General features: G+C 71.7%; 19 protein-coding genes. 11 read left to right on the plus strand and 8 right to left on the minus strand.

Annotation, left to right across the window (positions count from 1 at the left end; genetic code table 11):
- Window positions 1–103 precede the first annotated feature (103 nt).
- Window positions 104–1279, minus strand: coding sequence for a hypothetical protein (locus tag AB0M35_RS05070; RefSeq protein ID WP_363741517.1), 1176 nt, complete (start codon window positions 1277–1279; stop codon window positions 104–106).
- A gap of 312 nt (window positions 1280–1591) precedes the next feature.
- On the opposite strand from AB0M35_RS05070, the gene AB0M35_RS05075 reads away from it, so the two are divergent.
- Both AB0M35_RS05075 and AB0M35_RS05080 read left to right on the plus strand, forming a co-directional pair.
- The gene (locus AB0M35_RS05075) at window positions 1592–3391 is read left to right on the plus strand and encodes a hypothetical protein (protein ID WP_363741519.1); all 1800 of its coding nucleotides are present in this window, start codon (window positions 1592–1594) and stop codon (window positions 3389–3391) included.
- Window positions 3391–5166: a hypothetical protein gene (locus AB0M35_RS05080; RefSeq protein ID WP_363741521.1), complete on the plus strand. Its 1776-nt coding sequence runs from the start codon at window positions 3391–3393 to the stop codon at window positions 5164–5166. The genes AB0M35_RS05075 and AB0M35_RS05080 overlap by 1 nt, the downstream gene beginning before the upstream one ends.
- A 51-nt stretch (window positions 5167–5217) precedes the next feature.
- Here AB0M35_RS05080 and AB0M35_RS05085 read toward each other — a convergent pair whose 3' ends face one another.
- Window positions 5218–7080, minus strand: a complete 1863-nt coding sequence (locus tag AB0M35_RS05085) for a hypothetical protein (protein ID WP_363741961.1) — start codon at window positions 7078–7080, stop codon at window positions 5218–5220.
- A 108-nt stretch (window positions 7081–7188) separates the two neighbouring features.
- On the opposite strand from AB0M35_RS05085, the gene AB0M35_RS05090 reads away from it, so the two are divergent.
- The 5 genes from AB0M35_RS05090 to AB0M35_RS05110 all read left to right on the plus strand — a co-directional run bounded on the left by AB0M35_RS05090 (window position 7189) and on the right by AB0M35_RS05110 (window position 12252).
- Window positions 7189–8514: a PQQ-binding-like beta-propeller repeat protein gene (locus AB0M35_RS05090; RefSeq protein WP_363741523.1), complete on the plus strand. Its 1326-nt coding sequence runs from the start codon at window positions 7189–7191 to the stop codon at window positions 8512–8514.
- Window positions 8492–9787, plus strand: a complete 1296-nt coding sequence (locus AB0M35_RS05095; protein ID WP_363741525.1) for a PQQ-binding-like beta-propeller repeat protein — start codon at window positions 8492–8494, stop codon at window positions 9785–9787. Before AB0M35_RS05090 ends, AB0M35_RS05095 begins: the two co-directional genes overlap by 23 nt.
- A gap of 162 nt (window positions 9788–9949) precedes the next feature.
- Window positions 9950–10618, plus strand: a complete 669-nt coding sequence (locus AB0M35_RS05100; RefSeq protein ID WP_363741527.1) for a response regulator transcription factor — start codon at window positions 9950–9952, stop codon at window positions 10616–10618.
- Window positions 10615–11802: a HAMP domain-containing sensor histidine kinase gene (locus AB0M35_RS05105; RefSeq protein ID WP_363741530.1), complete on the plus strand. Its 1188-nt coding sequence runs from the start codon at window positions 10615–10617 to the stop codon at window positions 11800–11802. The genes AB0M35_RS05100 and AB0M35_RS05105 overlap by 4 nt, the downstream gene beginning before the upstream one ends.
- A gap of 63 nt (window positions 11803–11865) precedes the next feature.
- On the plus strand, window positions 11866–12252 hold the full coding sequence (locus tag AB0M35_RS05110) for a VOC family protein (protein WP_363741532.1): 387 nt from the start codon (window positions 11866–11868) through the stop codon (window positions 12250–12252).
- A gap of 8 nt (window positions 12253–12260) precedes the next feature.
- Here the strand turns inward: AB0M35_RS05110 and AB0M35_RS05115 are convergent, their stop codons facing one another.
- Complete coding sequence (locus tag AB0M35_RS05115) at window positions 12261–12989, minus strand: IclR family transcriptional regulator (protein WP_363741535.1); 729 nt, start codon at window positions 12987–12989, stop codon at window positions 12261–12263.
- A 136-nt stretch (window positions 12990–13125) separates the two neighbouring features.
- Between AB0M35_RS05115 and mdlC the strand changes: the two genes are divergently transcribed.
- The 3 genes from mdlC to AB0M35_RS05130 all read left to right on the plus strand — a co-directional run bounded on the left by mdlC (window position 13126) and on the right by AB0M35_RS05130 (window position 16276).
- Window positions 13126–14715 carry a benzoylformate decarboxylase gene (gene mdlC / locus AB0M35_RS05120; RefSeq protein ID WP_363741538.1) on the plus strand — a complete coding sequence of 530 codons (1590 nt, stop codon included), beginning with the start codon at window positions 13126–13128 and terminating at the stop codon, window positions 14713–14715.
- A 19-nt stretch (window positions 14716–14734) separates the two neighbouring features.
- Window positions 14735–15832, plus strand: coding sequence for a Glu/Leu/Phe/Val dehydrogenase dimerization domain-containing protein (locus AB0M35_RS05125; protein WP_363741540.1), 1098 nt, complete (start codon window positions 14735–14737; stop codon window positions 15830–15832).
- A gap of 219 nt (window positions 15833–16051) precedes the next feature.
- Window positions 16052–16276 carry a hypothetical protein gene (locus tag AB0M35_RS05130; RefSeq protein ID WP_363741543.1) on the plus strand — a complete coding sequence of 75 codons (225 nt, stop codon included), beginning with the start codon at window positions 16052–16054 and terminating at the stop codon, window positions 16274–16276.
- 142 nt (window positions 16277–16418) lie between these two features.
- Here AB0M35_RS05130 and AB0M35_RS05135 read toward each other — a convergent pair whose 3' ends face one another.
- The 5 genes from AB0M35_RS05135 to AB0M35_RS05155 all read right to left on the minus strand — a co-directional run bounded on the left by AB0M35_RS05135 (window position 16419) and on the right by AB0M35_RS05155 (window position 22663).
- Window positions 16419–18521 (minus strand): 3-hydroxyacyl-CoA dehydrogenase NAD-binding domain-containing protein, encoded by a 2103-nt coding sequence (locus AB0M35_RS05135; RefSeq protein ID WP_363741546.1) that lies wholly within the window; start codon window positions 18519–18521, stop codon window positions 16419–16421.
- On the minus strand, window positions 18518–19714 hold the full coding sequence (locus AB0M35_RS05140) for an acetyl-CoA C-acyltransferase (RefSeq protein ID WP_363741549.1): 1197 nt from the start codon (window positions 19712–19714) through the stop codon (window positions 18518–18520). The genes AB0M35_RS05135 and AB0M35_RS05140 overlap by 4 nt, the downstream gene beginning before the upstream one ends.
- 223 nt (window positions 19715–19937) lie before the next feature.
- Window positions 19938–21254, minus strand: a complete 1317-nt coding sequence (locus AB0M35_RS05145) for a ribonuclease D (protein WP_363741551.1) — start codon at window positions 21252–21254, stop codon at window positions 19938–19940.
- 61 nt (window positions 21255–21315) lie between these two features.
- On the minus strand, window positions 21316–21888 hold the full coding sequence (locus tag AB0M35_RS05150; protein WP_363741553.1) for a DUF3000 domain-containing protein: 573 nt from the start codon (window positions 21886–21888) through the stop codon (window positions 21316–21318).
- A gap of 52 nt (window positions 21889–21940) precedes the next feature.
- Window positions 21941–22663: a serine protease gene (locus AB0M35_RS05155; protein ID WP_363741963.1), complete on the minus strand. Its 723-nt coding sequence runs from the start codon at window positions 22661–22663 to the stop codon at window positions 21941–21943.
- A gap of 232 nt (window positions 22664–22895) precedes the next feature.
- On the opposite strand from AB0M35_RS05155, the gene hemE reads away from it, so the two are divergent.
- Window positions 22896–23993 carry a uroporphyrinogen decarboxylase gene (hemE, locus tag AB0M35_RS05160; RefSeq protein WP_363741555.1) on the plus strand — a complete coding sequence of 366 codons (1098 nt, stop codon included), beginning with the start codon at window positions 22896–22898 and terminating at the stop codon, window positions 23991–23993.
- The last annotated feature ends 5 nt before the right edge of the window (window positions 23994–23998 follow it).

Below are 23998 nucleotides of genomic sequence, written 5' to 3' on the forward strand. Positions count from 1 at the left end.
GGCAGGGCAGGGCAGGGCAGGGCAGGGCAGGGCAGGGCAGGGCAGGGCAGGGCAGGGCAGGGCAGGGCAGGGCAGGGCAGGGCAGGGCAGGGCAGGGCAGGGGTCAGCGGCGGGCGGGGCCGGCGGTGCGGTAGTGGGTCTTGTCGTCGGCGGCGAGGCTGAAGGTCTCGCGACGCTCGGGCAGCGGTGCCACGACCAGGCCGGGGCGGTCGACCAGGCGGGCCGTGCCGGGCGGCACCGACAGGGTGGTGTCCTTGGTGGACCGCCAGCTGAGCACGACCAGCGGCTGCCCGGGCACCGGCAGTTCGTAGACCTGCAACGGGCTGGTCCGGTCGGCGGGAGAGAGCACCACCGGGCCGCCGTCGGCCGATCGGTAGACCACCGCGCTCATCGTGCCGTCGGCGGTCTCCCAGGTCAGTTGCTCCAACTCGGCCGGTCCGCCCCCATCGAGGGTCACCTCGCCGAGGGTACGGACGGCCAGTTTCGCCTTGGGCCAGGAGGCCGGCACCGAGTCCGGGGTGTCCCGGTCCCCGACTCGCCGGGTGACGCTGCCGAACGGGCCGTCCTCATCGGCCAACTGGCAGGTGTCGAGGTCGGCCAGCGCCCGCCGGCCCGAGCCGCTCTCGTCGCGGACCAGTGGATACCGGGGTGCCGCGGTGCCGGTGCCGAGGTCGAGCAGCCGGTCTGTGGCGCGGCCCCGGGGTAGTGACGTGGTGGACCGCAGGGTGGCCGTCACCGTCACTGCCCGGCATTCCGGCACGTCGACCGGATCGGTGAGGCCGTCGGTGACGGACATCATCCGGCCGTTCGGCCCGGCCAGCCGGCGGACCCGTTCGGAGGTGAAGTAACGCCGCCCGTCGGCGGCCTGCACCGGCAGGACGTCGGAGTAGACGAGGTAGCCGGGGTCGGTGTACTCGGTGGCGTGGCTGACCTGGTACCCGTCGCCGTCGCCGGTCAGTTGGAGCAGCCAGGAGGCGGCCTGGCCGGGCACCGAGGCGGCGACCAGAGCCAGCGGTGTCGCACCGACCTGCCCGGAGTAGAGGATGCCGGACGACGGCACGTGCACCCGATCGTCAACGGGGGAGCGCCAATCGCGTACCGCCCGGGTCACCGCGGCTGTCGCCGCCGCGTCCTCGACCAGCGAGCCGCGGGGCGGCCAGACGGTCAGCGAACCGTCCAGGCTGTCGTAGCCGACCCGCAGGTCCTGCGGCCGACGCTCGGCCACCGGCCCGCAGGCGGTGACGGTTACCAACAGTGCCGACAGGCCGGTGGCCGTCAAGCCGCGCCAGCGGACTGGACCCACCTGTTACGCCCCCGATCGCGTCGGTCGTCGTGTCGGAGGGCAATAGTACGAGATGTCACGCCGATGTTCTTCGCCGCCTCACGCTGCGTCGCCGCAGTGCACACCGACCACAGGGGACGGCCCGTCAACTTTGGGGCTATTTCCCCACTCAGGTAGACTCCGCCGACTGTGACGCCTGCCGAAACCCGCGCCGCAATCCCGCCGAAAACTGACGTCACCGCAGGTCTGCCAGCCGAACCCATTACTCTGGGTGAGATTGAGCAGGAGTCTGTCAGGCCCGGTTCGACTGTGGACGGCGATTCGACCGGGGGCGGATCGGACCAGGCGGACGCCACTGCGAAGCGCCGGTTCCAATGGAGCCCTCGTCGGGTGGATCTCGCCGTCTTCGGTGGATTCCTGCTCGTCGCGGTCTGGGTGACCAGCCAGATCTGGGCCGACCCGGCCGGTCGGGTCGCCTCGCTCTACAGCAGTGACCCGGCACAGGTGCAGTTCTTCCTCGCCCACTCGGTGCGGGTGGTGCTGCACGGGGAGTTCCCGTTCTTCACGGAGCAGTTCAACTATCCGGACGGGGTCAACCTGATGGCCAACACGGCCATCCTGGCGCTGGGCATCCCGATGGTGCCGGTGACCCTGCTGTTCGGGCCGGCGGTCACGTTCGTGGTGCTGGTCACGCTCGCGCTCGCGGGCACCGCCTCGGCCTGGTACCACGTGCTGTCCCGGCACGTGGTGAGCAACCGGCTGGCCGCCGTGGTGGGTGGCTGGTTCTGCGGGTTCTCCCCGGCGATGCTGTCGCACGCCAGTTGGCACCCGAACATCATCAGCCAGTTCCTGCTGCCGTTCATCGTCTGGCGGGTCATGGTGATCACCCGGTCGACCCGGCCGTACCGGGACGGGGCGTTGCTGGCCCTGCTGGTCACCGTGCAGGCGTTCATCAACGAGGAGATCCTGCTGTTCACCGCGATGGGCTGCGGGATCTTCCTGATCGCGATGGTCGTCCAGCGTCCCGCGCTCTGGTCGGCGGCCTGGCGGCCGCTGGGCAAGGCGGTGGCCACCTGCACGGTGATCGCCGGTGCGTTGTTGGCGTACCCGCTGTACATCCAGTTCGCCGGGCCGATGGCGTACCACGGTCTCAGCGACGCGGTGCGCGACTACGGCAACGACATCGCCGCGTACTTCGCCCCCGGTTCGCCGACGATCGGCGGTGACCAGCGGGCGAACGTCAACCTGGCGCCGAACTACTCCGAGGAGAACGCCTTCTTCGGGTGGAGCCTGGCGTTGATCGCGGTGGGAATCGTGGCATGGTTGCGGCGGGAGGTGCTGGTCCGGGCGCTGGCCGCCACCGCCGCGTTCTATGCCGTGCTCTCCCTCGGCGAGCGGATCACCTGGTGGGACCGGGAGTTGATCGTCGGTCCGTGGGAGTGGCTGGTCCGACTGCCGCTGCTCGATGCCGTGGTGCCGACCCGGTTCGGCATGATCACCAGCGTGGTGGTGGCGATCCTGCTGGCCCTGGCCGTCGAACGCAGCCGGGCACTGCCGCTGGACCCACGCACCCTGCGTACGCTCACCGCCGGTGTGCTGGTCCTCGCGCTGCTGCCGATCGCGCCCATGCCGCTGCCGATGACCTCCCGGCCACCGGTGCCGAAGTTCATCACCGCCGACCGTTGGCGCGCCTACGTCGGGCCGGATCAGACGCTGGTGCCGATCCCGGTGCCGAGCATGGGCAACACCCACGGTATGCGCTGGGCCGCCGCCACCAACCTCGACTTCAAGATCCCGGGTGGCTACTTCCTCGCCCCCCGTAACGGCAACACCGGCGACCCGGGCCGCTTCGGTGGCCGGCCCAGCGGCATCGGCCGGCTGCTGGAGGAGGTCGCGACGACCGGCCGTACGCCCGAGTTGGACGACCGCCAGCGGCGCCGCGCCCTCGACGAACTGCGGTACTGGCGGGCGGCCGTGCTGGTGCTGCCGGTGAGCCAGCCGCATTCCGAGCCGCTGCGGCAGACCGTCGAGCAACTCGTCGGTCCGGCTCGTAAGGAACTGGACGTCTGGGTGTGGGACGTACGGGCGTTGACCGACCGGACGGCCTGATGCCGGTCGGCACAGCCGAGCGATCCGTCAAGGCCACCACCCACCGCCGATCGCTGGCCGACCGCACCCCGGACGCTGCCGTGGTGGCCGGATACCTGGCGCTGGCGGTGTGGCTGACCAGCCGGCAGTGGGGCCGGTCGGACCGACTGTTCCACCAGGCCGGTGACCAGATCCTCTTCGAGTGGATGCTGGCCCGCGCCGCGCGGGCCGTGGTGGGGGCGGAAAATCCGCTGTGGAGCGACGCGCTCAACGCTCCCGGCGGGGTCAACCTGATGGCCAACACCTCCGTGCTCGGGCTGGGCGTGCCGCTGACCCCGGTGACCCTGTTGTTCGGCTCGCAGGCGGCCTTCGTGGTGGCGGTGGTCGGCTGCCTCGCCGGCACCGCCACCGCCTGGTACGTGTTGCTGCGCCGACGCCTGGTCCGCTCCCGGGTGGCTGCGACGATCGGTGGGTTGATCTGCGGTTTCGCTCCCGGCATGGTCGCCCAGGCCGGTGCACACCTGCACATGGCCGCCCAGTTCCTGGTGCCGGTGATCCTGGCGCTGGTGTTCCGTGCCGAACCCGCCGGCCGGGTGTGGCGGTACGGGCTGCTGCTGGGGTTGGTCGTCACCTACCAGTTCTTCCTCGGTGAGGAGGTGCTGCTCTTCGTGGCGCTGGCGGCGGGCGTGTTCGCGGCCGGATACGCGCTCGCCGACCGGGCGACGGCCCGCCGACTCGCTCCGGCCGTCGCCGCCCGGATCGGGGTCGGCGCGGTGGTGGCGGCAGCGCTGCTGGCGTACCCGCTGTGGTTCCAGTTCTTCGGTCCCGGCCACTACCGGGGGATGCCGTTCTTCGCGCACGCCTACCAGCTCGACGCGGCGTCCTTCCCGGCCCTGGCCCGGCAGAGCGTGCTCGGCGACAGCCGCCCGAGCGTCCTGCTGGCGCCCAACGCGACCGAGGAGAACTCCTTCTTCGGGCCGGGACTGCTGGTGCTGGCCGTGGTCGCCACCGCATGGCTGTGGCGCCGACCGGTGGTACGGGCGTTGGCCGGGTGCGGGGTGCTGTTCGCCCTGCTCTCCCTCGGCACACCGGTACGCCTGAACGGAGAGTTGACCGAGCTGGCGGGACCGTACCGGCTGATTTCCGGACTGCCGTTGCTCGACCACGTGGTGCCGGCCCGGTTCTCGCTGGTTTGCGTACCGGTGCTGGGCATCCTGGTGGCGCTGGCCGTGGACCGGGCGGCCCGGCAACTGCCCGCTGGCCGTCCGGCGGTGCGGCTGCTCTGGGCCGGTGCGATCACCGCCGTACTGTTGCCGATGGCCCCGACTCCGATCCGGACCGTGCCGGTCGGGCCGGTGCCGGCGTTCGTGGCCGACGGGACCTGGCGGGCGTACGTGCCGGCCGGGCGGACCCTGGTGGCGGTGCCGCCGGTCACCAACCACGGCCGCAGCCCGGCCATGCTCTGGTCGGCCCGGACCGGGCTGGCCTTCACCGCCCCGGGTGGGTTCTTCATCGGGCCGAAGGCCGCAGACGACCCGAGGGCCCGCTGGGGCGCTCCCGACCGGCCCACCTCGCTGCTGTTGCGTCGGGTGGCCGACACCGGCGAGTTGCCGACGATCACCGATGTGGAGCGCCGGCAGGCGGTGGCGGACCTGCGGCACTGGCGGGCGGCGGTGGTGGTACAGGGCGAACTGCACCACGGCGACCCGGTGCGGCGCACCGTCGAGGCGCTGCTCGGGCCGCCCCGTCCGATCGACGGCGCCTTCGTCTGGGACGTCCGCCCGCTGGTCGGTTGAGGTTAATAGGGTGCCCTTCCTCGACCGGAGGCGTTAACAAGGTGCCCTTCCTTAAACCCGGTCGCGGACGTCCCAGAGCCAGACGTCGTCGACTCGCTGCGGTTCGCCGAGCAGCGCGGTCATCAGGTCGCGCAGCACGCCCTCCTTGGGGTGGGCGCCGAGGACCACCACCGAGGCCCGCCAGTAGCGCAGGTCCTCGATCGCCCGCTGGCGGTCCTCGTCGGTCAGTTCGGGCAGTTCACCAGCGTCCATGCTGCGGTAGATCAACGTGCTGGTGTGCCGGTTCGGGGCGCCGAAAACGCCCTCGCCGTCGAGATTGGGGCCGATGAAGTAGCCGGCCGGGATCGGGAACTGGTGCTGGGTCAGCGCGCTCCAGCGCAGCGTGGACAGCCCGTGCACGTTGCTGGGGATGGGTACCGGCACCAGGGTCCGTCCGTCCGGCACGTACGGCCGCCAGGCGCCGGAGGTGATGAAGGTCGGCGGCGGATCGACCGGCTTGGCCGGCAGTGGGGTGGGGATCAGCGGCAGTACGGCCAGCGCGATCGCCGCGTACCCGACGGCCTGCTGCCAGCGCGGTCGCCGCCACCGGGTCACGCCCGCCGACTCCGAGCCGCCCGCCGACTCCGGGCCCTGCGCCGGCTGCGGGGCGCGTGGGGCCGGCACCGGTGGGCGGCGTCGCCCGGCCACCGCATCCCAGGCCAGCGCGAGCAGTACGCCGAGCGCGGCGGTGGTCACCAGGGTCAGCCGGGTCGGCATCATCATCTCGACCAGCGGCAAATCCTCCGGAATGTACGACCACGGTCCGGCGATCCCGGTCAGTTCGCCGTTGAACCGGATCTCCGGGCCGAGTGACGCCACGGAGAAGAACACCACCAGCACCGCGAGGATGCGGGCCACCAGGGATCGGCGGACCAGCAACGCCAGGGCCACCACGGACAGCAGCACCAGCGGCCAGCCGAACCAGGTGTTCTGCTCGGTCAGTCCGATGGTCGCCTCCACCGCCTCGTTACCGGCGATGGTGTCGCGGGGGAAGGTGACGAAGGCGACGACGTCCTCGCCCCAGCTGTGGAACACCCCGCCCTGCAAGCCACGGTAGGACTGCGGGCCGTTGAACTGGAACCAGATCGGGTACGCGGTCAGCAGCAGGGCCAGCCCGCCGCCGACGCCCAGCCCGGCGGCGAAGGTGCCGGCCCGTTGCCGCGCCGTACGCGGTCGCATGACCGCGTACGCGATCACGACGACCAGGCAGGCCAGCGCCGTGAGCAGCAGCATCTCCTCGTTGATGAAGATCTGGTACGCCACCAGCAGGCCCAGCACCAGCCCGTTGCGCCGCCACCGGCCCGGCTCGGCGAGCCGGAACACCCGCACCACGATCAGCGGGAGCAGGAAGTTGGAGACGAAGTTGGGCTGCCCGTTGGCGTGGTGCACGATGCCGGGGGCGAAACCGAGGAAGCCACCGCCGACGAAGGCCGCCGCCCGCGAGCGCACCAGGTGCCGCGACAGCATCCAGTACGCGGTACCGGCCGTGGCGGCCAGCGCACCGCCCAGGTAGAGCGCGTACACCACCTGTGGGCCGAGCAGCCAGGTCAGCGGAGCCAGTGGCAGGGTCACCCCGAGCAGCGAGGTGTTGGCCATCATGTTCACCCCGTCCGGGGCGTTCTGCTGCGTGCTGAACAGCGGGTTCTCCAGATTGCGCACCGAGTACGCGCCGTGCGAGAACAGCCACTCGAACCAACTGTGGTCGGTGGGCAGGTGGGAGGAGACCCGGTTGTTGACGTCGACCCAGTAGTTGAGGCAGACGACGACACCGAGCAGCACGTAGGCTCCGATGGCCAACACGTCGGCGCGGGCCGGTCGCCGTCGGGGTCGCCGTGTCGTTGATTCCGCCTCGACGGTCGGGGAGACGGGATTCAGCGAGGGATTTACCACCGGCACAGCCACGACGGGCCATCGTACAGGCGGGCTCTTGGGCCTTTGGTACCCATAGGGTGCGTACCGGATGCGTTGCGGGGGAGGGCGAGCGTGACGGTTATCGACCTCGGCGACCGAGCCGAACCGACTGACGCCCAGCCGTCGCACCGCCGTCGTGCTGGGCGGTTCCGGCCACTCCTGGTGCCGGTGACGCTGGTCGTGCTGCTGGCCCTGACCGGCGCGGCGCCGCCGGCCCTCCGGATGCAGGCGATCCTGCCGTCCTCGCTGGCCGCCGAGGTGTTCCTCACCGGCGACCAGATCGTCGCCGTCGTGCCGGTACGCGAGGCCGGCGACGACAGCCAGGAAGTGCTCGCCTACCGGCGACCGGCGCGGGTCGACGGCGCACCGCAGCCGCTCGCTCCACTGTGGCGGTTGCCCATCGGGTCCAACCGGGTCAGCGTGGCCGAACACGTCGGCGACGGCGGGCTGGTGCTCTCCCTGTTCGGCACCGACAACGACAAGACCGAGACGATGCTGCTGGACAGCCGGACCGGGCAGCTGCGCTGGCGGCAGCCCGGCATCGCGACGCTCGACGGGTCCGGCCGGGTGCTGCTGCGCACGTACGACGGTCAGGAGCCGATCGTGCTCGCCTCGGTCGAGCTGGCCACCGGCCGCGTGCTGTGGTCCTTGCCGTTGGTGGCGAGGTTCGCGGCGTACCATCAGCGGTCAGCGGTGATCGATGCGATCGTGGTCACCACGGTGGCCGGCGACGTCGAGGTGCTGGATCCGCGGACCGGCGTGTCGCGGGGGCGCCTGCCGGCCGCCTTCGCCGACGCAGGCCCCTACCAGCACGCCTCGGTGGTGGGTGACCTGGTGCTGGTGCCCAACTCCACGGGGGTGGCCGCCTATCACGTCGACGGTCTGGAGCGTCGCTGGCAGACCACTCTCCCGCCGGTCGCATGGGTCCATCGGTGCGGCGTCCTGGCTTGTGCCCGCGTCGACGATGGTGGTGGCGTGCACATCCTCGACCCGACGACCGGAGCCGTCCGGTGGCGGGTCGTCGAGGACGTCGACGTCCTGCGCGCCGGCGACGCGCGGGCACTGGTAGTCGATCACGGCAGCAGCCCGCTGACGGTGGCGTTCGTCGCCGCGGACACCGGCCGGGTGGTGGCCGACGGCGAACGCTGGGATCTGGTCGACGAATTCGGCGACGCCCCGCATCTGCTCGGGACGCGGTCCGTCCGCGATGTGGGGGTGGTGCTGGCCCGGCTCGATCCGGCGCACGCGCAGCCACGGCGCATAGACGTGCTGCCCGGCGCGGCCGGCAACTGCGGGCACCGGGCGGACCTGATCGTGTGCCGGCGCCAGGACGGTGACTTCGGAGTGTGGCAGCTGCGCGGCGGGGAGGACGACCGTGACGTTGATCGACCTCGGTGAGCTGACCGAGCCGCCCGATCCGGAGCCACCCCGCCGACAGCACCACCGCGGTCGGCAACGGTGGCCACTCGCGCTGGTGCTGGTGGCCGCTCTGGTGTTGCTTGCCGCTGCCGCACCCCCGGCGATGCGGGTGCACGGGACGGTGCCGGCCGGTCTGGGGTCCGTCCTGTTCCTCACCGAGGAGCACATCTTCACCGTCACCCCGGCACCTGGAGTGACCGATGGCTCGCAGGAACTCACCGCGTACGTCCGGCCGCGCGCCACCGTCACCCCGCAACGTCTCGCACCGCTGTGGCGGGTGCCGGTGCCGCCCGGAAACCGGTTCTTCCGGGTGGAGTCCGTCACCGACGGCGTGTTGTTCGCCCTGGTCCCGTCGCAGAACCTGGGTCGCGTCGGCGAGACCATGCTGCTGGACGCGGCCACCGGGCAGCAGCGCTGGCGCGCCCTCGGGTTCGGCACGCCCGATGCCTCGGGCCGGGTGCTGCTGCAGGCGATGGCCCTTGACGAGTCGACCACGTTGCGGTCGGTCGAGTTGGCCACCGGTCGCGAGCTGTGGTCCAGAACGGTGCCGCCGTCGTTCGTGGAGCACCACCAGCTCGACGGTGTGATCGAAGCCCTGGTGCTGTCCACCAGTGCCGGTGACGTCGAGGTGCTCGACGCCGAGACCGGCCAGCTCCGCCACCGGCTGCCCGCAGTCGACACCACCGGCTACCAGCAGTCGTCGGTGGCCGGTGACCTGCTGCTGGTGATCCGCAACTCGCGGACCATCACCGCCTACGACCTGGCGGGGATGGTGCAACGCTGGCAGACCACCGTGCCACTGGCCGACTCCGTGACCCGCTGCGGCGCGCTGCTCTGCGCGCGGGCCAACAGCGGCGGGACGTACGTCCTCGATTCGACGACCGGGGACGTGCGGTGGAGCACCAGCGAGGACGCCCACCTGCTGCGGGTCACGACGGCTCGCGCCCTGGCGCAGCTGCGCACCCGTTCGGACGGTTCAGGACTGGTCGCGCTCGACGCGGCGACCGGGCAGGTGGTGACCGAGTACGGCTCCTGGGACATGGTCTCCAACTACACCCACGAGCCTCGGCTGTTCGGCATCCGCCTGGTGCCGGGGGTGGGCGCGGTGCTGGCCCGGCTCGACCCGGCCGAACCACAGCCCCGGCGCCTCGACGTGCTCACCGGTGTCGTCGGAAACTGCCAGAGTCGGTACGACCTGATCGCCTGCCGCCAGCAGGACGGCTCCTTCGGAGTGTGGCAGCTGCCCGACTGAGCAGGCCGTCGGCCGGAGGCGGCAGCGCCGGGGTGGCGCGACCGACAGTTGGGGCGCTGACGCTCGGGCCGGAGGTTTCCGGCGAAACCGACCGGGTGGTCGGGGCCGGCTTGGCCGGCGGCGCTAGGTTGTCGAGTTGTCGTCGCCGGGAAGGGGCTGGACATGCGGGTACTGGTGGTCGAGGACGAACGCAACCTCGCCGACGCGATCGCGCGTGGCCTGCGTAAGCGCGGCATGGCGGTGGACGTCGCGTACGACGGCGACAGCGGTCACGAGATGGCTTTCGTCACCCGCTACGACGTGGTGGTGCTCGACCGTGACCTGCCCGGGATGCACGGTGACCAGATCTGCGCCGAGTTGGCCACCTCCGGCGCGTTGACCCGGGTGCTGATGCTCACCGCCAGCGGCACGGTCGCCGACCGGGTCGAGGGGCTACAGCTCGGTGCCGACGACTACCTGCCCAAGCCGTTCGCCTTCGACGAACTGGTCGCCCGGGTGCAGGCGCTGGGCCGGCGGGCCACCCCGGCGGCGCCGCCGGTGCTGGAACTGGCCGACCTGGTCGTCGACCCGGCCCGCCGTACGGCCACCCGCGCCGGGGTGCCGGTGGAGCTGACCAACAAGGAGTTCGGCGTACTCTGCGAGTTGGTCAAGGCACGCGGTGCCGTGGTGTCCAGCGAGGAACTGCTGGAGCGGGTCTGGGACGCCAACACCGACCCGTTCACCACCATCGTCCGGGTCACCGTGATGACCCTGCGTCGTAAGCTCGGCGATCCGCCGCTGATCGAGACCGTGGTGGGGGCCGGCTACCGTACCGCCGAGGTGTCGGCGTGACGGGCACCTCGCGGCGCCGGTTCAACCTGCGACCCACCCTGCGGCTGCGGCTGACCCTGCTCAACGGCGTGCTGCTGGTCGGCGCGGGCGCCATCCTGGTGCTGCTGGCCTGGCTGCTGGTCCGTGACGCGCTGCGACCCACCGACGAACTGCTGCCCGGTACGACGGTGTTGCTGGCCGACGGGCGTTCCATGGACGCCGCCGCGTGGCAGCGGCAACTGGTCGACTCGGCCTCCGGGGAACTGCTGGCCAAGGGGCTGGCCGCGTTGCTGGCCATCGGGACGGTCGGGGTGGTCGGGGCGTACGCCGTGGCCGGTCGGGCGCTGCGACCGCTGCACCAGGTCACCGCGACCGCGCGGCGGCTCGGCGAGACCACGCTGGACCAGCGGATCTGTTACTCCGGTGCGAACGACGAGGTGGCCGAGTTGGCCGACACCTTCGACGAGATGCTGGATCGCATCGCCGCCGCCTTCGAGGCGCAGAAACGGTTCGTCGCCAACGCCTCGCACGAGCTGCGTACGCCGCTGGCGGTGATGCGTACCGAGATCGATGTGACGCTCAGCGACGACGAGGCGGACACCGCCGAGTACCGCCGGATGGCGACCGTGGTGCGCGACGCCTCCGAACGGGCCAACAGCCTGGTCGACGCACTGCTGGTGCTGGCCCGCAGCGAGGCGCAGACGGGTCGCCGGCTCGGCCGGCGCACCGAGTGTGACCTGGCCGCCGGCACCATCAACGCACTGTCGGCGGTACGCCGGGAGGTGGAGCGGATCAAGCTCGATGTGCGGACCTCGCTGGAACCGGCGCCGGTCGTCGGCGACCCCGGTCTGCTGGACCGGTTGGCCGGCAACCTGATCGAGAACGCGGTGCGCTACAACCACCTGCACGGCCGACTCTGGGTACGCACCGGCTCCGATGGGCAGCGGTCCTGGCTGGTGGTCGGCAACACCGGTTTCGAGGTGGATCAGGCGGACGTACCGGGATTGTTCGAACCGTTCCGACGGGGCGGCCGGGAGCGGACCGGGGCGCGCGGGTCGGGGCTCGGCCTGTCCATCGTCCGGGCGGTCTGCGACGCGCACGGCGGCACGGTGACCGCCGTGGCGCAGCCCGGCGGCGGCCTGGAGGTGACGGTCAACCTGCCGGCCGCCGACGCCGCCGAGACGGTGGAGAACATCTCCCGTTGACCGGGCCCGGCCATCGAGCCCCGGCAGCGGATATTCGCTTGATCACGATGAGAGATTGGGCCCATGACTTCGAGGGTGCGCTGGATCGACTTTGACTGTGCCGACCCGTTCGCCATGGCGACCTTCTGGGCCGAGGCGACCGGAATGCGGCACGATTCGGACAACAAGCCGGGCGAGCAGGAGTGCGCCCTGCTGTCGGGGGCGGGCGTCGCCGAGGGCGGGATGCTCTTCCAGCAGGTAGCGGAGGGCAAGACGGCGAAGAACCGGGTACACCTGGATCTCCAACCGACCGACCGGACCCGTGACGAGGAGGTCGACCGTCTGCTCGCGCTGGGCGCCACCCTGGTCGACGATCAGCGTCGCGGCGACGGCACCGGGTGGGCGGTGCTCGCCGATCCGGAGGGCAACGAGTTCTGCGTGGAGCGCAGCGCGGCGGAGCACGCCGCGTAACAGTCTTCTCACCGCCAGCCGTGCGCGAGTCGGGTGTTGGCCTGGATGAGTTGCCGGGCGAGGAGGTCGGCTCGCCGATCGTCGACCCGGTGTGCGGGGGCGGAGATGGTGAGTGCGGCCACGGCGCCACGGGTGGGGTGCGCGACGGCGACGCCGACGGCGTACACCCCGTCGACGCATTCTTCCAGGTTGGACGCGTAGCCACGGGCCCGTACCGCGTCCAGTTCGTTGATCAGTTGATCGATCGAGGTGATCGTGGCGTCGGTCAGCGGGGCCAGGGTGCGCGGGTGCAGCGCCCGGATGTCTCTCGGGCGCATCTGGGCGAGCAGCGCCTTGCCGCCGGCGGTGGTGTAGGCGGGTAGGCGGTCGCCGGTGCGGACGCCGACGCGGACGGTCTGGGTGCTCTCGACGCCGTCGAGGAAGACGATGCTGGCGCCTTGCAGGCCGATCAGATTGACTGTCTCGCGGGTCGTCGCGGCCAGGTGCTCCATGTGCGGGCGGACGGCGGCGACGACGTCCCAGGGTGCCTGTCGGGTGGCGACCTCGTGCGCAGCGGGGCCGAGCCGGTATCTGCGCGAGTCGTCCTGGCGGGCGAAGTCGAACTCCTTGAGCGTGGTGAGCAGCCGGTGCGCGGTGGACGGCGCGACCTGGAGATGACGACCGAGGTCGGCGACGCTGACCGATTCCTGGGCGCCGAGATACAGCAGGGCTCGTAGCGCGTTGCCCACCGACTCCATGGCTTGCCTCCCTGTACGCCACCGGAGACCTGATTATTCCGCACAGAGGAACGACCCACCGAGACCCTTCTCGCTAGCGGAATGCCCGGGTCTACTGATGCAGCGGGATTCTGGGACGACGGAGAGGAACCGGCTGGTGGGCAGCGTGCGGGACGTGACCTTCGAGCTGTTGCGGGCGCACGGCCTGACCACCGTCTTCGGCAACCCCGGCTCGAACGAGTTGCCGTTCCTGGCCGGCCTGCCGGATGACTTCCGGTACGTACTCGGGCTGCACGAAGGCGTGGTGCTGGCCATGGCCGACGGGTACGCCCAGGCCCGCCGAGGCCCGGCGCTGGTCAACCTGCACGCGGCGGCGGGCACCGGCAACGCGATGGGTCAGCTGACCAACTCGGTGTACTCGCACAGCCCGTTGGTCGTCACCGCCGGGCAGCAGGTCCGCTCGACGATCGGCCAGGAGGTGATGCTCGCCAACGTGGACGCCGCCGCACTGCCCCGGCCGCTGGTGAAGTGGAGCGGTGAGCCGGCCTGCGCCGAGGACGTCCCGCGGATCATCAGCCAGGCGATCCACACCGCGACGCTGGCCCCGCAGGGGCCGGTGTACGTGTCGGTCCCGTACGACGACTGGCAGGTGGAGGCCTCCGACGAGGCACGGCACCTGCTGTCCCGAACCACCGTGACCGCTGCGGCGTTGACGGCCCGGCAGACCACCGAGCTGGCCGCAGCGTTGGATCGCGCCGAGCGGCCGGTGCTGATCCTGGGGCCCGACGTCGACGCGGCCGCCGCCAACGACCACGCCGTGGCGCTCGCCGAAGCCCTCGCCGCCGGAGTCTGGATCGCACCCTCGGCGGCGCGGTGCCCGTTCCCCACCCGCCATCCCGCCTTCCGGGGTGTGCTCCCGGCCGGGGTCAAGGCGATCAGCGACGTGCTGGCCGGACACGACCTGGTCCTGGTCGTCGGCGCGCCGGTCTTCCGCTACCACCAGTACGACCCGGGCCGGTATCTGCCCGAGGGCACCCGGCTGGTGCAGTTGACCGTGGACCCGGGCGAGGCCGCCCGCGCTCCGATGGGTGACGCGATCGTCTGCGATCTCGCCGACACCCTCGCCCGGCTGGCCACCGCCGTCAGTCCCGGGCTGCGGTCGGCCCTCGTACCGTTGCCGCCGATCCCGGCGCCGCGACTCTCGTCGGCCGGCCGGTTGCATCCGGACGAGGTGTTCGCCGTCCTGCGTGACACGGCTCCGTCCGACACCGTGTGGGTCACGGAGTCCACGTCGACAACCGGCGCCTTCTGGGCACAGGCGGATCTGCGTCAGCCCGGCAGCTACTACTTCCCTGCCTCGGGTGGGCTCGGCTTCGGGATGCCCGCCGCCGTCGGAGTGCAGTTGGCCGACCCCGATCGGCAGGTCGTCGCCCTGATCGGTGACGGGTCGGCCAACTACGGCATCACCGCGTTGTGGACGGCCGCCCGCTACCGCATCCCCGTCGTCTTCGTCATCCTGCGCAACGGCACCTACGGCGCCCTGCGGTGGTTCGCCCAGGTGCTGCGGGCCGGCGAGACTCCGGGCCTCGACATTCCCGACATCGACTTCACCGCGCTGGCCGCCGGGTACGGCGTCACCGGCGTCGCGGTGTCCAGCCGTGCGGCACTGGTCGACGCGGTCACCGACGCCCTGGGCGCTGGAGAACCCCGGCTCATCCAGGTCGACACCGACCTCACCACCCCCTGAACCGTTGAAAGGGATTGCCATGTCCGAACACAAGCCGTCCGCCGCCGCGCCGGTTCTGGGCCGTTTCCCCGACTTCCCACACGAACAGGTGACCTTCTGCCAGGACACCGAGACCGGGCTGCGCGCGATCATCGCCATCCACGACAGCACGCTCGGCCCGGCCGTGGGTGGTACCCGGTTCCACCCGTACGCCAGCGAAGCCGACGCGCTGACCGACGTGCTGCGCCTGTCGCGGGGGATGACGTACAAGAACGCCGTCGCCGGCCTGCCCTGTGGCGGTGCCAAGGCGGTCATCATCGGCGACCCTGGCACTGTCAGGTCCGAGGCGTTGCTGGAGACCTACGGACGTTTCGTGCAGAGCCTCGGTGGCCGCTACGTCACCGCCGGCGACGTCGGGATCAGCGCCGCCGACCTCGACGTGATCGGCCGGGGCACCGACCACGTCCTCGGCCGCACCACCACCGCCGGCGGGTACGGCGACAGCGGCCCGATGACCGCGTACGGTGCCTTCCACGCCCTGCGTGCCGCCGCTGCCGTCCGGTGGGGGACCGCAGACCTGGCCGGACGTACCGTCGGTGTCGAAGGGCTCGGCAAGGTCGGCTACGAACTCGTCCGGCTGCTCGTCGAGGCGGGTGCCACGGTCACCGCCGCCGACATCTCCGCGTCCGCCCGGGAACGCGTCCAACGGGACCTGCCTGCGGTGATCCTCGCCGAGCGGGTCATCGACGCGCCGGTCGACATCTATGCTCCGTGCGCGCTCGGCGCCACGCTCACCAGCGACTCGGTCCCGACGATCCGCGCGGCCGTGGTCTGCGGTGCCGCCAACAACCAACTCGCCACCCCCGAGGTGGAGCGGCAGCTCGCCGAGCGCGACATCCTCTGGGTGCCCGACTTCGTCGCCAGCGCCGGTGGGGTCACCACCGGATCAGCCGAATACCGGCGACTTCCTCTCGACGAGGTGCCCGCCCAGGTCGAGAAGATCTTCGACACCGCCGCAGAGGTGCTCGACCTGGCCCGCCGGCAGGGCATCCTGCCCGGCGCGGCAGCCGAAGACATCGCCCACACCCGCATCCGGCAGGCCCGGGCCGGCCTCAAGCCCGGCTACCTGCCCAGCTGATCGACCCCGCTTGAGCGGCTTTTGATCGGCCCCCGCTGATCGGCCCCGTTTCGGCGTAATCGCGGTATCCGGCCTGAACGGTCACCACCATTACGGTGTAACGGCGAGGCATCAAGCCCTCGGGCGGCGTCGGACCGTCAGTCCTCGCGCGGTGGCGAGGCTGGCAGCCCGGCGTTCCTGCCAAGCGGGTGGGACAGGCGAACATGGAGGTCGCTTCCGATGATCCCGGCGCTGATCGTGTTCGGCCTGCTGTTCGGGCGCTGGTGGCGCTCGGCACTCATCGTCGCCGCGCTGGGATGGCCGGTTCTGCTGGTCGTAGACGGTGTGCAGCAAGTCGGACCGGGTTTGCTCGCCGCCGCCGGGCTGGCCGTGCTCAACACCGCCGCCGGCGTGCTGATCCATCAGGGCGTCCTGCTGCTGATCCGGAGACGACGAACCTCCTGACCGCCGTCGAGCGGGCCACGGATTCGGCGCAACGGCGGCATCTGATCGCAGGGCGCCCGCCGTGCGCTGGCCGACCGGCAGACGAGATCGCGGTGGCCGCCCGACTGGGCGGCCACCGCGATCCGGTGTTCTCGGGAAGGGCTCAGCCGGCCAGGCTGGCCACCCCGCGCGGCAGGAACCGCTGGCCGGTCACCCGCTCGCTGGTGCCGGTCCGGTCCAGGTACGGCGTGACGCCGCCCAGGTGGAACGGCCAGCCGGCACCGAGGATCATGCACAGGTCGATGTCCTGCGCCTGCGCCACGACACCCTCGTCGAGCATCAGCCGGATCTCCTGCGCCAGCGCGTCCAGCGCGTTCTGTCGCACCTGCTCCTCGGTGAGCGGCTGGTCGCCGACCACCAGCAGCTTCGCCACCTCGGCGTTGATCTCGTCGTCGACGACGATCGGCTGACCGGAGTCGGCGATCCGCTTGAGGTTCTCGCTGATGCCGAAGCGCTCCGGGAAGGCGGCGTGCAGGGTGCCGCCCACGTGGTACGCCACGGCCGGGCCGACCAGCTGGAGCAGGGCCAGCGGACGCATCGGCAGGCCCAGCGGGTCCACCGCCCGGTTCGCCACCTCCAGCGGGGTGCCCGCGTCCACGGCGGCGAAGATCGCGCCGAGGAAGCGGGTGAGCAGCCGGTTGACCACGAACGCCGGGGCGTCCGCGACCAGCACCGACGACTTCTTCAGCTGCTTGCCGACCGCGAACGCGGTGGCCAGCGTGGCGTCGTCGGTGCGCTCGCCCCGGACGATCTCCAGCAGCGGCAGTACCGCGACCGGGTTGAAGAAGTGGAAGCCGACCACCCGCTCCGGGTGCTCCAGCTCCGCCGCCATCGCCGTGATCGACAGCGACGAGGTGTTCGTCGCCAGCACCGCCTCCGGCTTGACGATCTTCTCCAGCTCGGCCCAGACCTGCTTCTTGACGCCCAGGTCCTCGAAGACCGCCTCGATGACGAAGTCACAGTCAGCAAACGAAGTGCGCTGGCCTGGGGTCGACGCGGCGAAGGCCTCTGCCTTTGGCGAGCCGCTGATCAGGCCGTACAGCTTGGCGGCCGTGCCCTTGTCCATCCGGCCCTTGCTGACCTGCTTCTCGATCTGGGTGTGCACGTAGCCCACACCCTTGTCGACCCGGGCCTGGTCCAGGTCGGTGAGCACCACCGGCACCTGGAGGCGGCGGGCGAACAGCAACGCCAGCTGGCTGGCCATCAGGCCAGCACCGACGATGCCCACCTTGGTCACCGGGCGAGCCAGCGCCTTGTCCGGTGCCCCGGCTGGCCGCTTGGCCCGCCGCTGCACCAGGTCGAAGGCGTACAGGCCGCTGCGCAGCTCCTCGGAGAAGATCAGGTCGGCCAGCGCCTCGTCCTCAGCGGCGGTGCCGGTGGCGAAGTCGGCGTCCTTCGCCGTCTCCAGCAGATCCAGCGCCTTGTACGCGGACGGGACCGCGCCGTGCAGCCGCTGGTCGAGGGTCTGCCGGGCGAAGTAGAGCACGCCCGCCCACATGTCCTTGTCGACCTCGGGCCGGGTCACGGTGACCTTGCCCCGGACCACGCCGGCGGCCCATTCCAGGGACCGCTCCACGAAGTCGGCCGGCTCCAGCAGCACGTCGGCGATGCCCAGCTCAGCGGCCTGCTTCGGCTTGAGCATCTTGTTCTGCATCAGCGGGTTCTGGATGATCACCTGGGTGGCCGCCGGAATGCCGATCAGGTTCGGCAGCAACTGGGTGCCACCCCAGCCCGGGATCAGACCCAGGGAGACCTCTGGCAGCGCGAGCGCGGCGGCACCGGCCGACAGCGTCCGGTAGTGGCAGTGCAGGGCCAACTCCAGGCCGCCACCCATCGCCGCGCCGTTGACGAAGGCGAAGGTCGGGATCTGGCTGTCCTTGAGCCGGGCGAAGACCCGGTGGCCCAGTTGGCCGATGGCCAGCGCCTGCTCCCGGTCGGCCAGCAGCGGCAGGCTGGTGATGTCCGCGCCGACGCAGAAGATGTACGGCTTGCCGGTGACCGCGATGAACGCCGGTTCGGCGGCCAGGGCAGCGCTGATCGCCTCGTCCAGGCTGGCCAGTCCGCCGGGGCCGAAGGTGTTCGGCTTGGTGTGGTCGAATCCGTTGTCGAGGGTGATCAGGGCGGCCGGACGGTCCAGCCCCGGCACGTTCACCTGGCGCAGCAGGGCGCGGGTGACCACCTCATTCGGTGCGGTGAGCCCAGTCACTTGTCTCCACCCTCCCAGTGCGGGTTCTCCCAGATGACCGTGCCGCCCATGCCGATGCCGATGCACATGGCGGTGAGGCCGTAGCGGACCTCGGGGTGCTCGGCGAACTGCCGGGCGAGCTGGGTCATCAGCCGTACGCCCGAGGAGGCGAGCGGGTGACCGATGGCGATCGCGCCGCCCCACTGGTTGACCCGGGGGTCGTCGTCGGCGATGCCGAAGTGGTCGAGGAAGGCGAGCACCTGCACGGCGAACGCCTCGTTCAGCTCGAACAGGCCGATGTCGTCGATGGTCAGCCCGGCGATGCGCAGCGCCTTCTCCGTCGACGGGATCGGGCCGACGCCCATCACCTCGGGCTCGACGCCGACGAAGCCGTACGACACCAGCCGCATGGCGACCGGCAGGCCCAGCTCGCGGGCGACGTCCTCGGCGACCAGCAGGCTGGCGGTGGCGCCGTCGTTCAGACCGGCGGCGTTGCCCGCGGTGACCTTGCCGTGCGGGCGGAACGGGGTCTTGAGGCCGGCCAGCTTCTCCAGCGAGGTGTCGCGGGGCGCCTCGTCGGTCGTGGCCAGGCCCCAGCCGCCCTCCTCGTCCCGGATGGCCACCGGCACCAGGTCGTCCTGGAGCTTGCCGTTGGCGTACGCCTTGGCGGTCTTCTGCTGCGAGGCGAGCGCGAAGGCGTCCGTGCGCTCCTTGGTGATGTGCGGGACCCGGTCGTGCAGATTCTCTGCGGTGGCGCCCATGACCAGCGCGGACGGGTCGACCAGCTTCTCCGCGACGATGCGCGGGTTGGGGTCGACGCCCTCGCCCATCGGGTGGCGGCCCATGTGCTCGACGCCGCCGGCGATCGCGACGTCGTACGCGCCCACGGCGATGCCGCTGGCGACGGTGGTCACGGCGGTCATCGCCCCGGCGCACATCCGGTCGATGGCGAAGCCGGGGACGGTCTTGGGCAGGCCCGCCAGCAGGGCGGCGGTACGGCCGATGGTCAGACCCTGGTCACCGATCTGGGTGGTGGCGGCGATGGCGACCTCCTCGACCCGCTCCGGCGGCAGTTGCGGGTTGCGGCGCAGCAGCTCGCGGATGCAGCGGATCACCAGGTCGTCGGCGCGGGTGTTGGCGTACATGCCACCCGCCTTGCCGAACGGGGTACGGACGCCGTCGACGAAGACGACATCCCGAACTTCACGGGGCACTGGAGCCTCCTAGCCGGCACTGGCATTTCCCCGAATGCTACCCGTCAGTAACAATCCTCGCCTGACCCCACCCTGTGGCCCAGCCCACACCACCCCGCTGCCCACCTCTTCCCACGCCTGCCTCCACCGCGTTGATCAAGAGGTTTGCGCCGGACGCGCGGCGTGTCGTCGACGCAAACCTCTTGATCGACAGGGAGCGGCGGGGCAGGGGCGAGGCCAGGGGTCAGGTGGGGAGGAGGGCGTCGGCCAGAGAGGGGAGGAGCAGGGTGATCTGCCACTCGCGGGCGCCGAGGGCGCGCAGGGTGTCGGCGACCGTGGCTTCGGTGATCTCCTCGGGGGGTTGCCAGGCGATCCGGCGAACCGTGTCGGGGGAGATCAGGTTTTCCGGCGGCAGGTTGTGCTCACCGGCCAGCCGCAGCACCACCTCGCGGCAGCGGGCCAGCCGGGCGGCGGCGGCCGGGTCCCGTTCGGCCCAGCGGTGCGGTGGGGGCGGGCCCTCCACCGTCGGCGCCACCGGCAGCGCGTCTTCCGGCAACTGCCGCGCGTCGTCCAGCGCCGCCAGCCAGGTGCGGGCCAGCCGGCGTACCGAACGGCCACCGAAACCGGGCAGGGTGAGCAGGGTCTTTTCGTCCTTCGGATCGAGTTCCGCGGCCGCCACGATGGCCGAGTCGGGCAGCACCCGGCCCGGCGCCGAATCCCGCCGAGCGGCGATCTGGTCGCGGGCGTACCACAGGGACCGGACCCGGGCCTGCGCCCGCGCGCCGCGTACCCGGTGGATGCCGGAGGTACGGCGCCACGGCTCGGCCCGTACCCGGGGCGGGCGGGCACCGGTACGCACCAGCGCGTCGAACTCCTCCGCCGCCCACGACGACTTGCCCTGCCGGGTCAGCTCCGCGTCGAGCGCGTCACGCAGGTCGGTCAGCAGCTCCACGTCCAACGCGGCGTACGTCAGCCAGGACTCCGGCAGCGGCCGGCTGGACCAGTCCGCCGCCGAGTGGTGCTTCTCCAGGCTGTAGCCGAGCAGTTGCTCGGTGAGCGCGGCCAGGCCCACCCGTTCGAACCCGGCGAGCCGGGCGGCCAACTCGGTGTCGAACAGTCGGCGCGGGCGTAGCCCGAGCTCGGCCAGGCAGGGCAGATCCTGGTTGGCCGCGTGCAGCACCCATTCGGTCTCGGCGATCACGGCGTCGAGGGTGCTCAGGTCGGGCAGGGGCAGCGGGTCGATCAGTGCGGTACCGGCGCCGCCGCGACGCAGCTGCACGAGGTACGCCCGCTGGCTGTAGCGGTAGCCCGAGGCGCGTTCGGCGTCCAGGGCCACCGGCCCGCTGCCGGCCGCGAATCGGGCCACCACCTCGGCGAGTTGCTCCGGCACGGTCACCGGCTCAGGGGTGCCCTCACGGGGCGCGGTCAGCGGCACGGCCGCGCCGTCGTTGGGTTCGGTCCCCGCGTCCGACGGCTCCGGTCGCGCCGTCGGCGAGGGCTGCGTGTCGTTTCCCGTACGGCTTGCGGCGGCCCGACGGCGCAGGGGTGGTTCGTCGGTCACCTGACAACCCTAGTGCGAGAGCGGAACACACGGCGCACACCCGCCCCCGCCGCGTGTCGACTCAGCCGGCGGTGGCGGCCCGGCGATCCGGCAGGGCGGTGACGCCGGGTGGCGGCAGTCCGGCGGTGGAGGCGAGCAGGGCGCACCAGGCGTACAGATGCGGGGTGAGGTCGATCCCGGTCGGGGTCCACGAGGCGCGGATCTCGATGTCGGCGGTCGCGGGTGGGCCGGCCAGATCCCCGAACCGGTTCGACATCGTCTGGGTGATCGTCCCACCGATCGCCCGGTATCCCGCCTCTTGGGCGTCGAGGGCGTCGGTGAGCCAGGTCCAGCCGACTCCGGGCAGCAGCGGGTCGGCGGCCAGGTCGCTCTCCAACTCGGCGGTCACGTAGGTGACCAGGCGCAGGGTGCCCTGCCAGGCCTCGTGCCCGGCCGGGTCGTGCAACAGGATCAGCCGCCCGGTGGCCACCTCGTCACCGTCGCGCAGCACCGACGCGGACAGCGCGAAGGCGTACGGCGCGAGTCGCTGCGGTGCGCCCACCTCCTCCAGGCAGATCTCCGGCCGAGGCGTCGCCGACCGGAGCCCGGCGACCGCGCGGGCGAAGGTGTCCGGAAGCGCGATCGGGGGGGCCATGTCCGCAGCCTAAGCCGCCACCCGCCGCTGCGCCGCGACGGCGCGCCGACGATCACCAAGCCGTGCCGCCGCCCACCACGCTCCGAATCCAGGCCCGGTGGAAGGTCAGGTCGGTGTAGATGACCTGTACCCCGCAGTAGATGCCGCTCTGCCAGTCCACGCCGACCCGACTGACGCCGCCGACCACCGACCAGATCTGGCCGATGCGACGCAGCCCCGGGCCGCCGCTGTCGCCGAAGCACGGCCCGCCGTCGATGCCACCGACACAGATCTCGCCAGCGCTGATCCGTCCGCCAGCGCACTGCTCGGGCGGCAGCACCCAGCGGTCGAGCTGCTGCAAGCGGTCCGGCAGCGGCCCACCGAACGTGGGCGTGGTGGACCCCCAGCCGAGTTCCCGAATGGTGGTGCCCACCGCGGGCGACGGGCCGGCGATCGGGTAGCGGGGCAGCCACACCGGCGCTGCCAGGCGGAGCACGGCGACGTCCGCCGCGGGGTCGTCACCGGTGTTCCAGTCCCAGGCCGGATGCGGTACGACCTCGGTCACCGCCACGATCCGGCCTCCGGTCGCGTGCTCGGCGGAGCCGACCCGGACCCGCAACGTCGCGGGTTGCACCGGCGCCGCGACCCAGTCCGTGACGCAGTGCGCGGCGGTGACGAGATGGCGCGGATGAATGAGAGTCGCCCCGCAGTTGTGGCCGAAGGTGCCGTTTCGGTCGAGTTGGAGGGAGACGATCGGTGGGTAGGACGGGGTCGCGTCCTCGCCGCCGATGATCATTGGGCTCACCGGCCCTGATCCGCTCGTGCCCGCTGCTGCGCCAACCGGCGGCGCGATCCCGACGACCGAGCCGAGTAATACCCCGACGATGCCGGCGACCAGCCGACGAATTGTTCCACTCATCGATCCCCGCCCAATCCATCGATGGATGTCTTCGGGTCACCTTATTCAAAGGGGCCAAACTCCGCGACCGCCCGATAGCGGTCACGCGGCGCGTGGCACGATGGCCGCGATGACCACCGACACCACGGGCGCCGCTGCCCGAGACGACGCACCCCGCCCCGGCGGGCCCGCCGACTCGCCCTTCGTGCGGGCGTGTCGTCGCCGGCCCGTCCCACACACCCCGGTCTGGTTCATGCGGCAGGCCGGCCGGTCGCTACCGGAGTATCGCGAGATCCGGGCCAACGTGGCGATGCTGGAGTCCTGCCGCCGCCCCGACCTGGTCACCGAGATCACCCTCCAGCCGGTGCGTCGGCACGGGGTGGACGCGGCGATCCTGTTCAGCGACATCGTGGTGCCGGTCGCCGCCGCCGGGGTCGACCTGGACATCGTGCCCGGCACCGGGCCGGTGGTGGCCGAGCCGGTGCGTACCGCCGCCGACGTGCAGCGGATCCGCCCGATCGGTCGCGACGACGTCCCGTACGTCGACGAGGCGGTCCGGATGCTGGTCAAGGAGTTGGGTGACACTCCGCTGATCGGCTTCGCCGGTGCGCCGTTCACCCTGGCCAGCTACCTGGTCGAGGGCGGGCCGTCGCGGAACCACGTCAAGACGAAGGCCCTGATGTACGGCGACCCCGAGCTGTGGCACGCCCTGGCTGGCCGGCTCGCCGAGGTGACCCTGGCGTTCCTGCGGGTGCAGATCGCCGCCGGTGTCAGCGCCGTGCAGCTCTTCGACTCCTGGGCCGGCGCGCTCTCCGAGGCCGACTACCGGCGGTTCGTGCTGCCCCACTCGACGGCCGTGCTGTCCGGGCTGGCCGACGCGGGGATCCCCCGGATCCACTTCGGGGTGGGCACCGCCGAACTGCTCGGCGCGATGGGCGAGGCCGGCGCCGACGTGGTCGGCGTGGACTGGCGTACCCCGCTGGACACCGCGACCCGCCGGATCGGGCCCGACAAGGCGGTGCAGGGCAACCTGGACCCGTGCCTGCTGTTCGCCCCGTGGCCGGTGATCGAGGCCGAGGTGCGTCGCATCCTCGACCAGGGCCGCGCCGCGCCGGGGCACGTGTTCAACCTCGGCCACGGGGTGCTGCCGGAGACCGACCCGGAGGTGCTCACCCGGGTGGTCGCCCTGGTGCACGAACTGTCCGCCCGTCCCGCCGAGGGGGCCTGACCGCC

This window comes from Micromonospora sp. NPDC051196 (genome assembly GCF_040682415.1).
In the GTDB taxonomy this organism is placed as follows: Bacteria; Actinomycetota; Actinomycetes; order Mycobacteriales; family Micromonosporaceae; genus Micromonospora.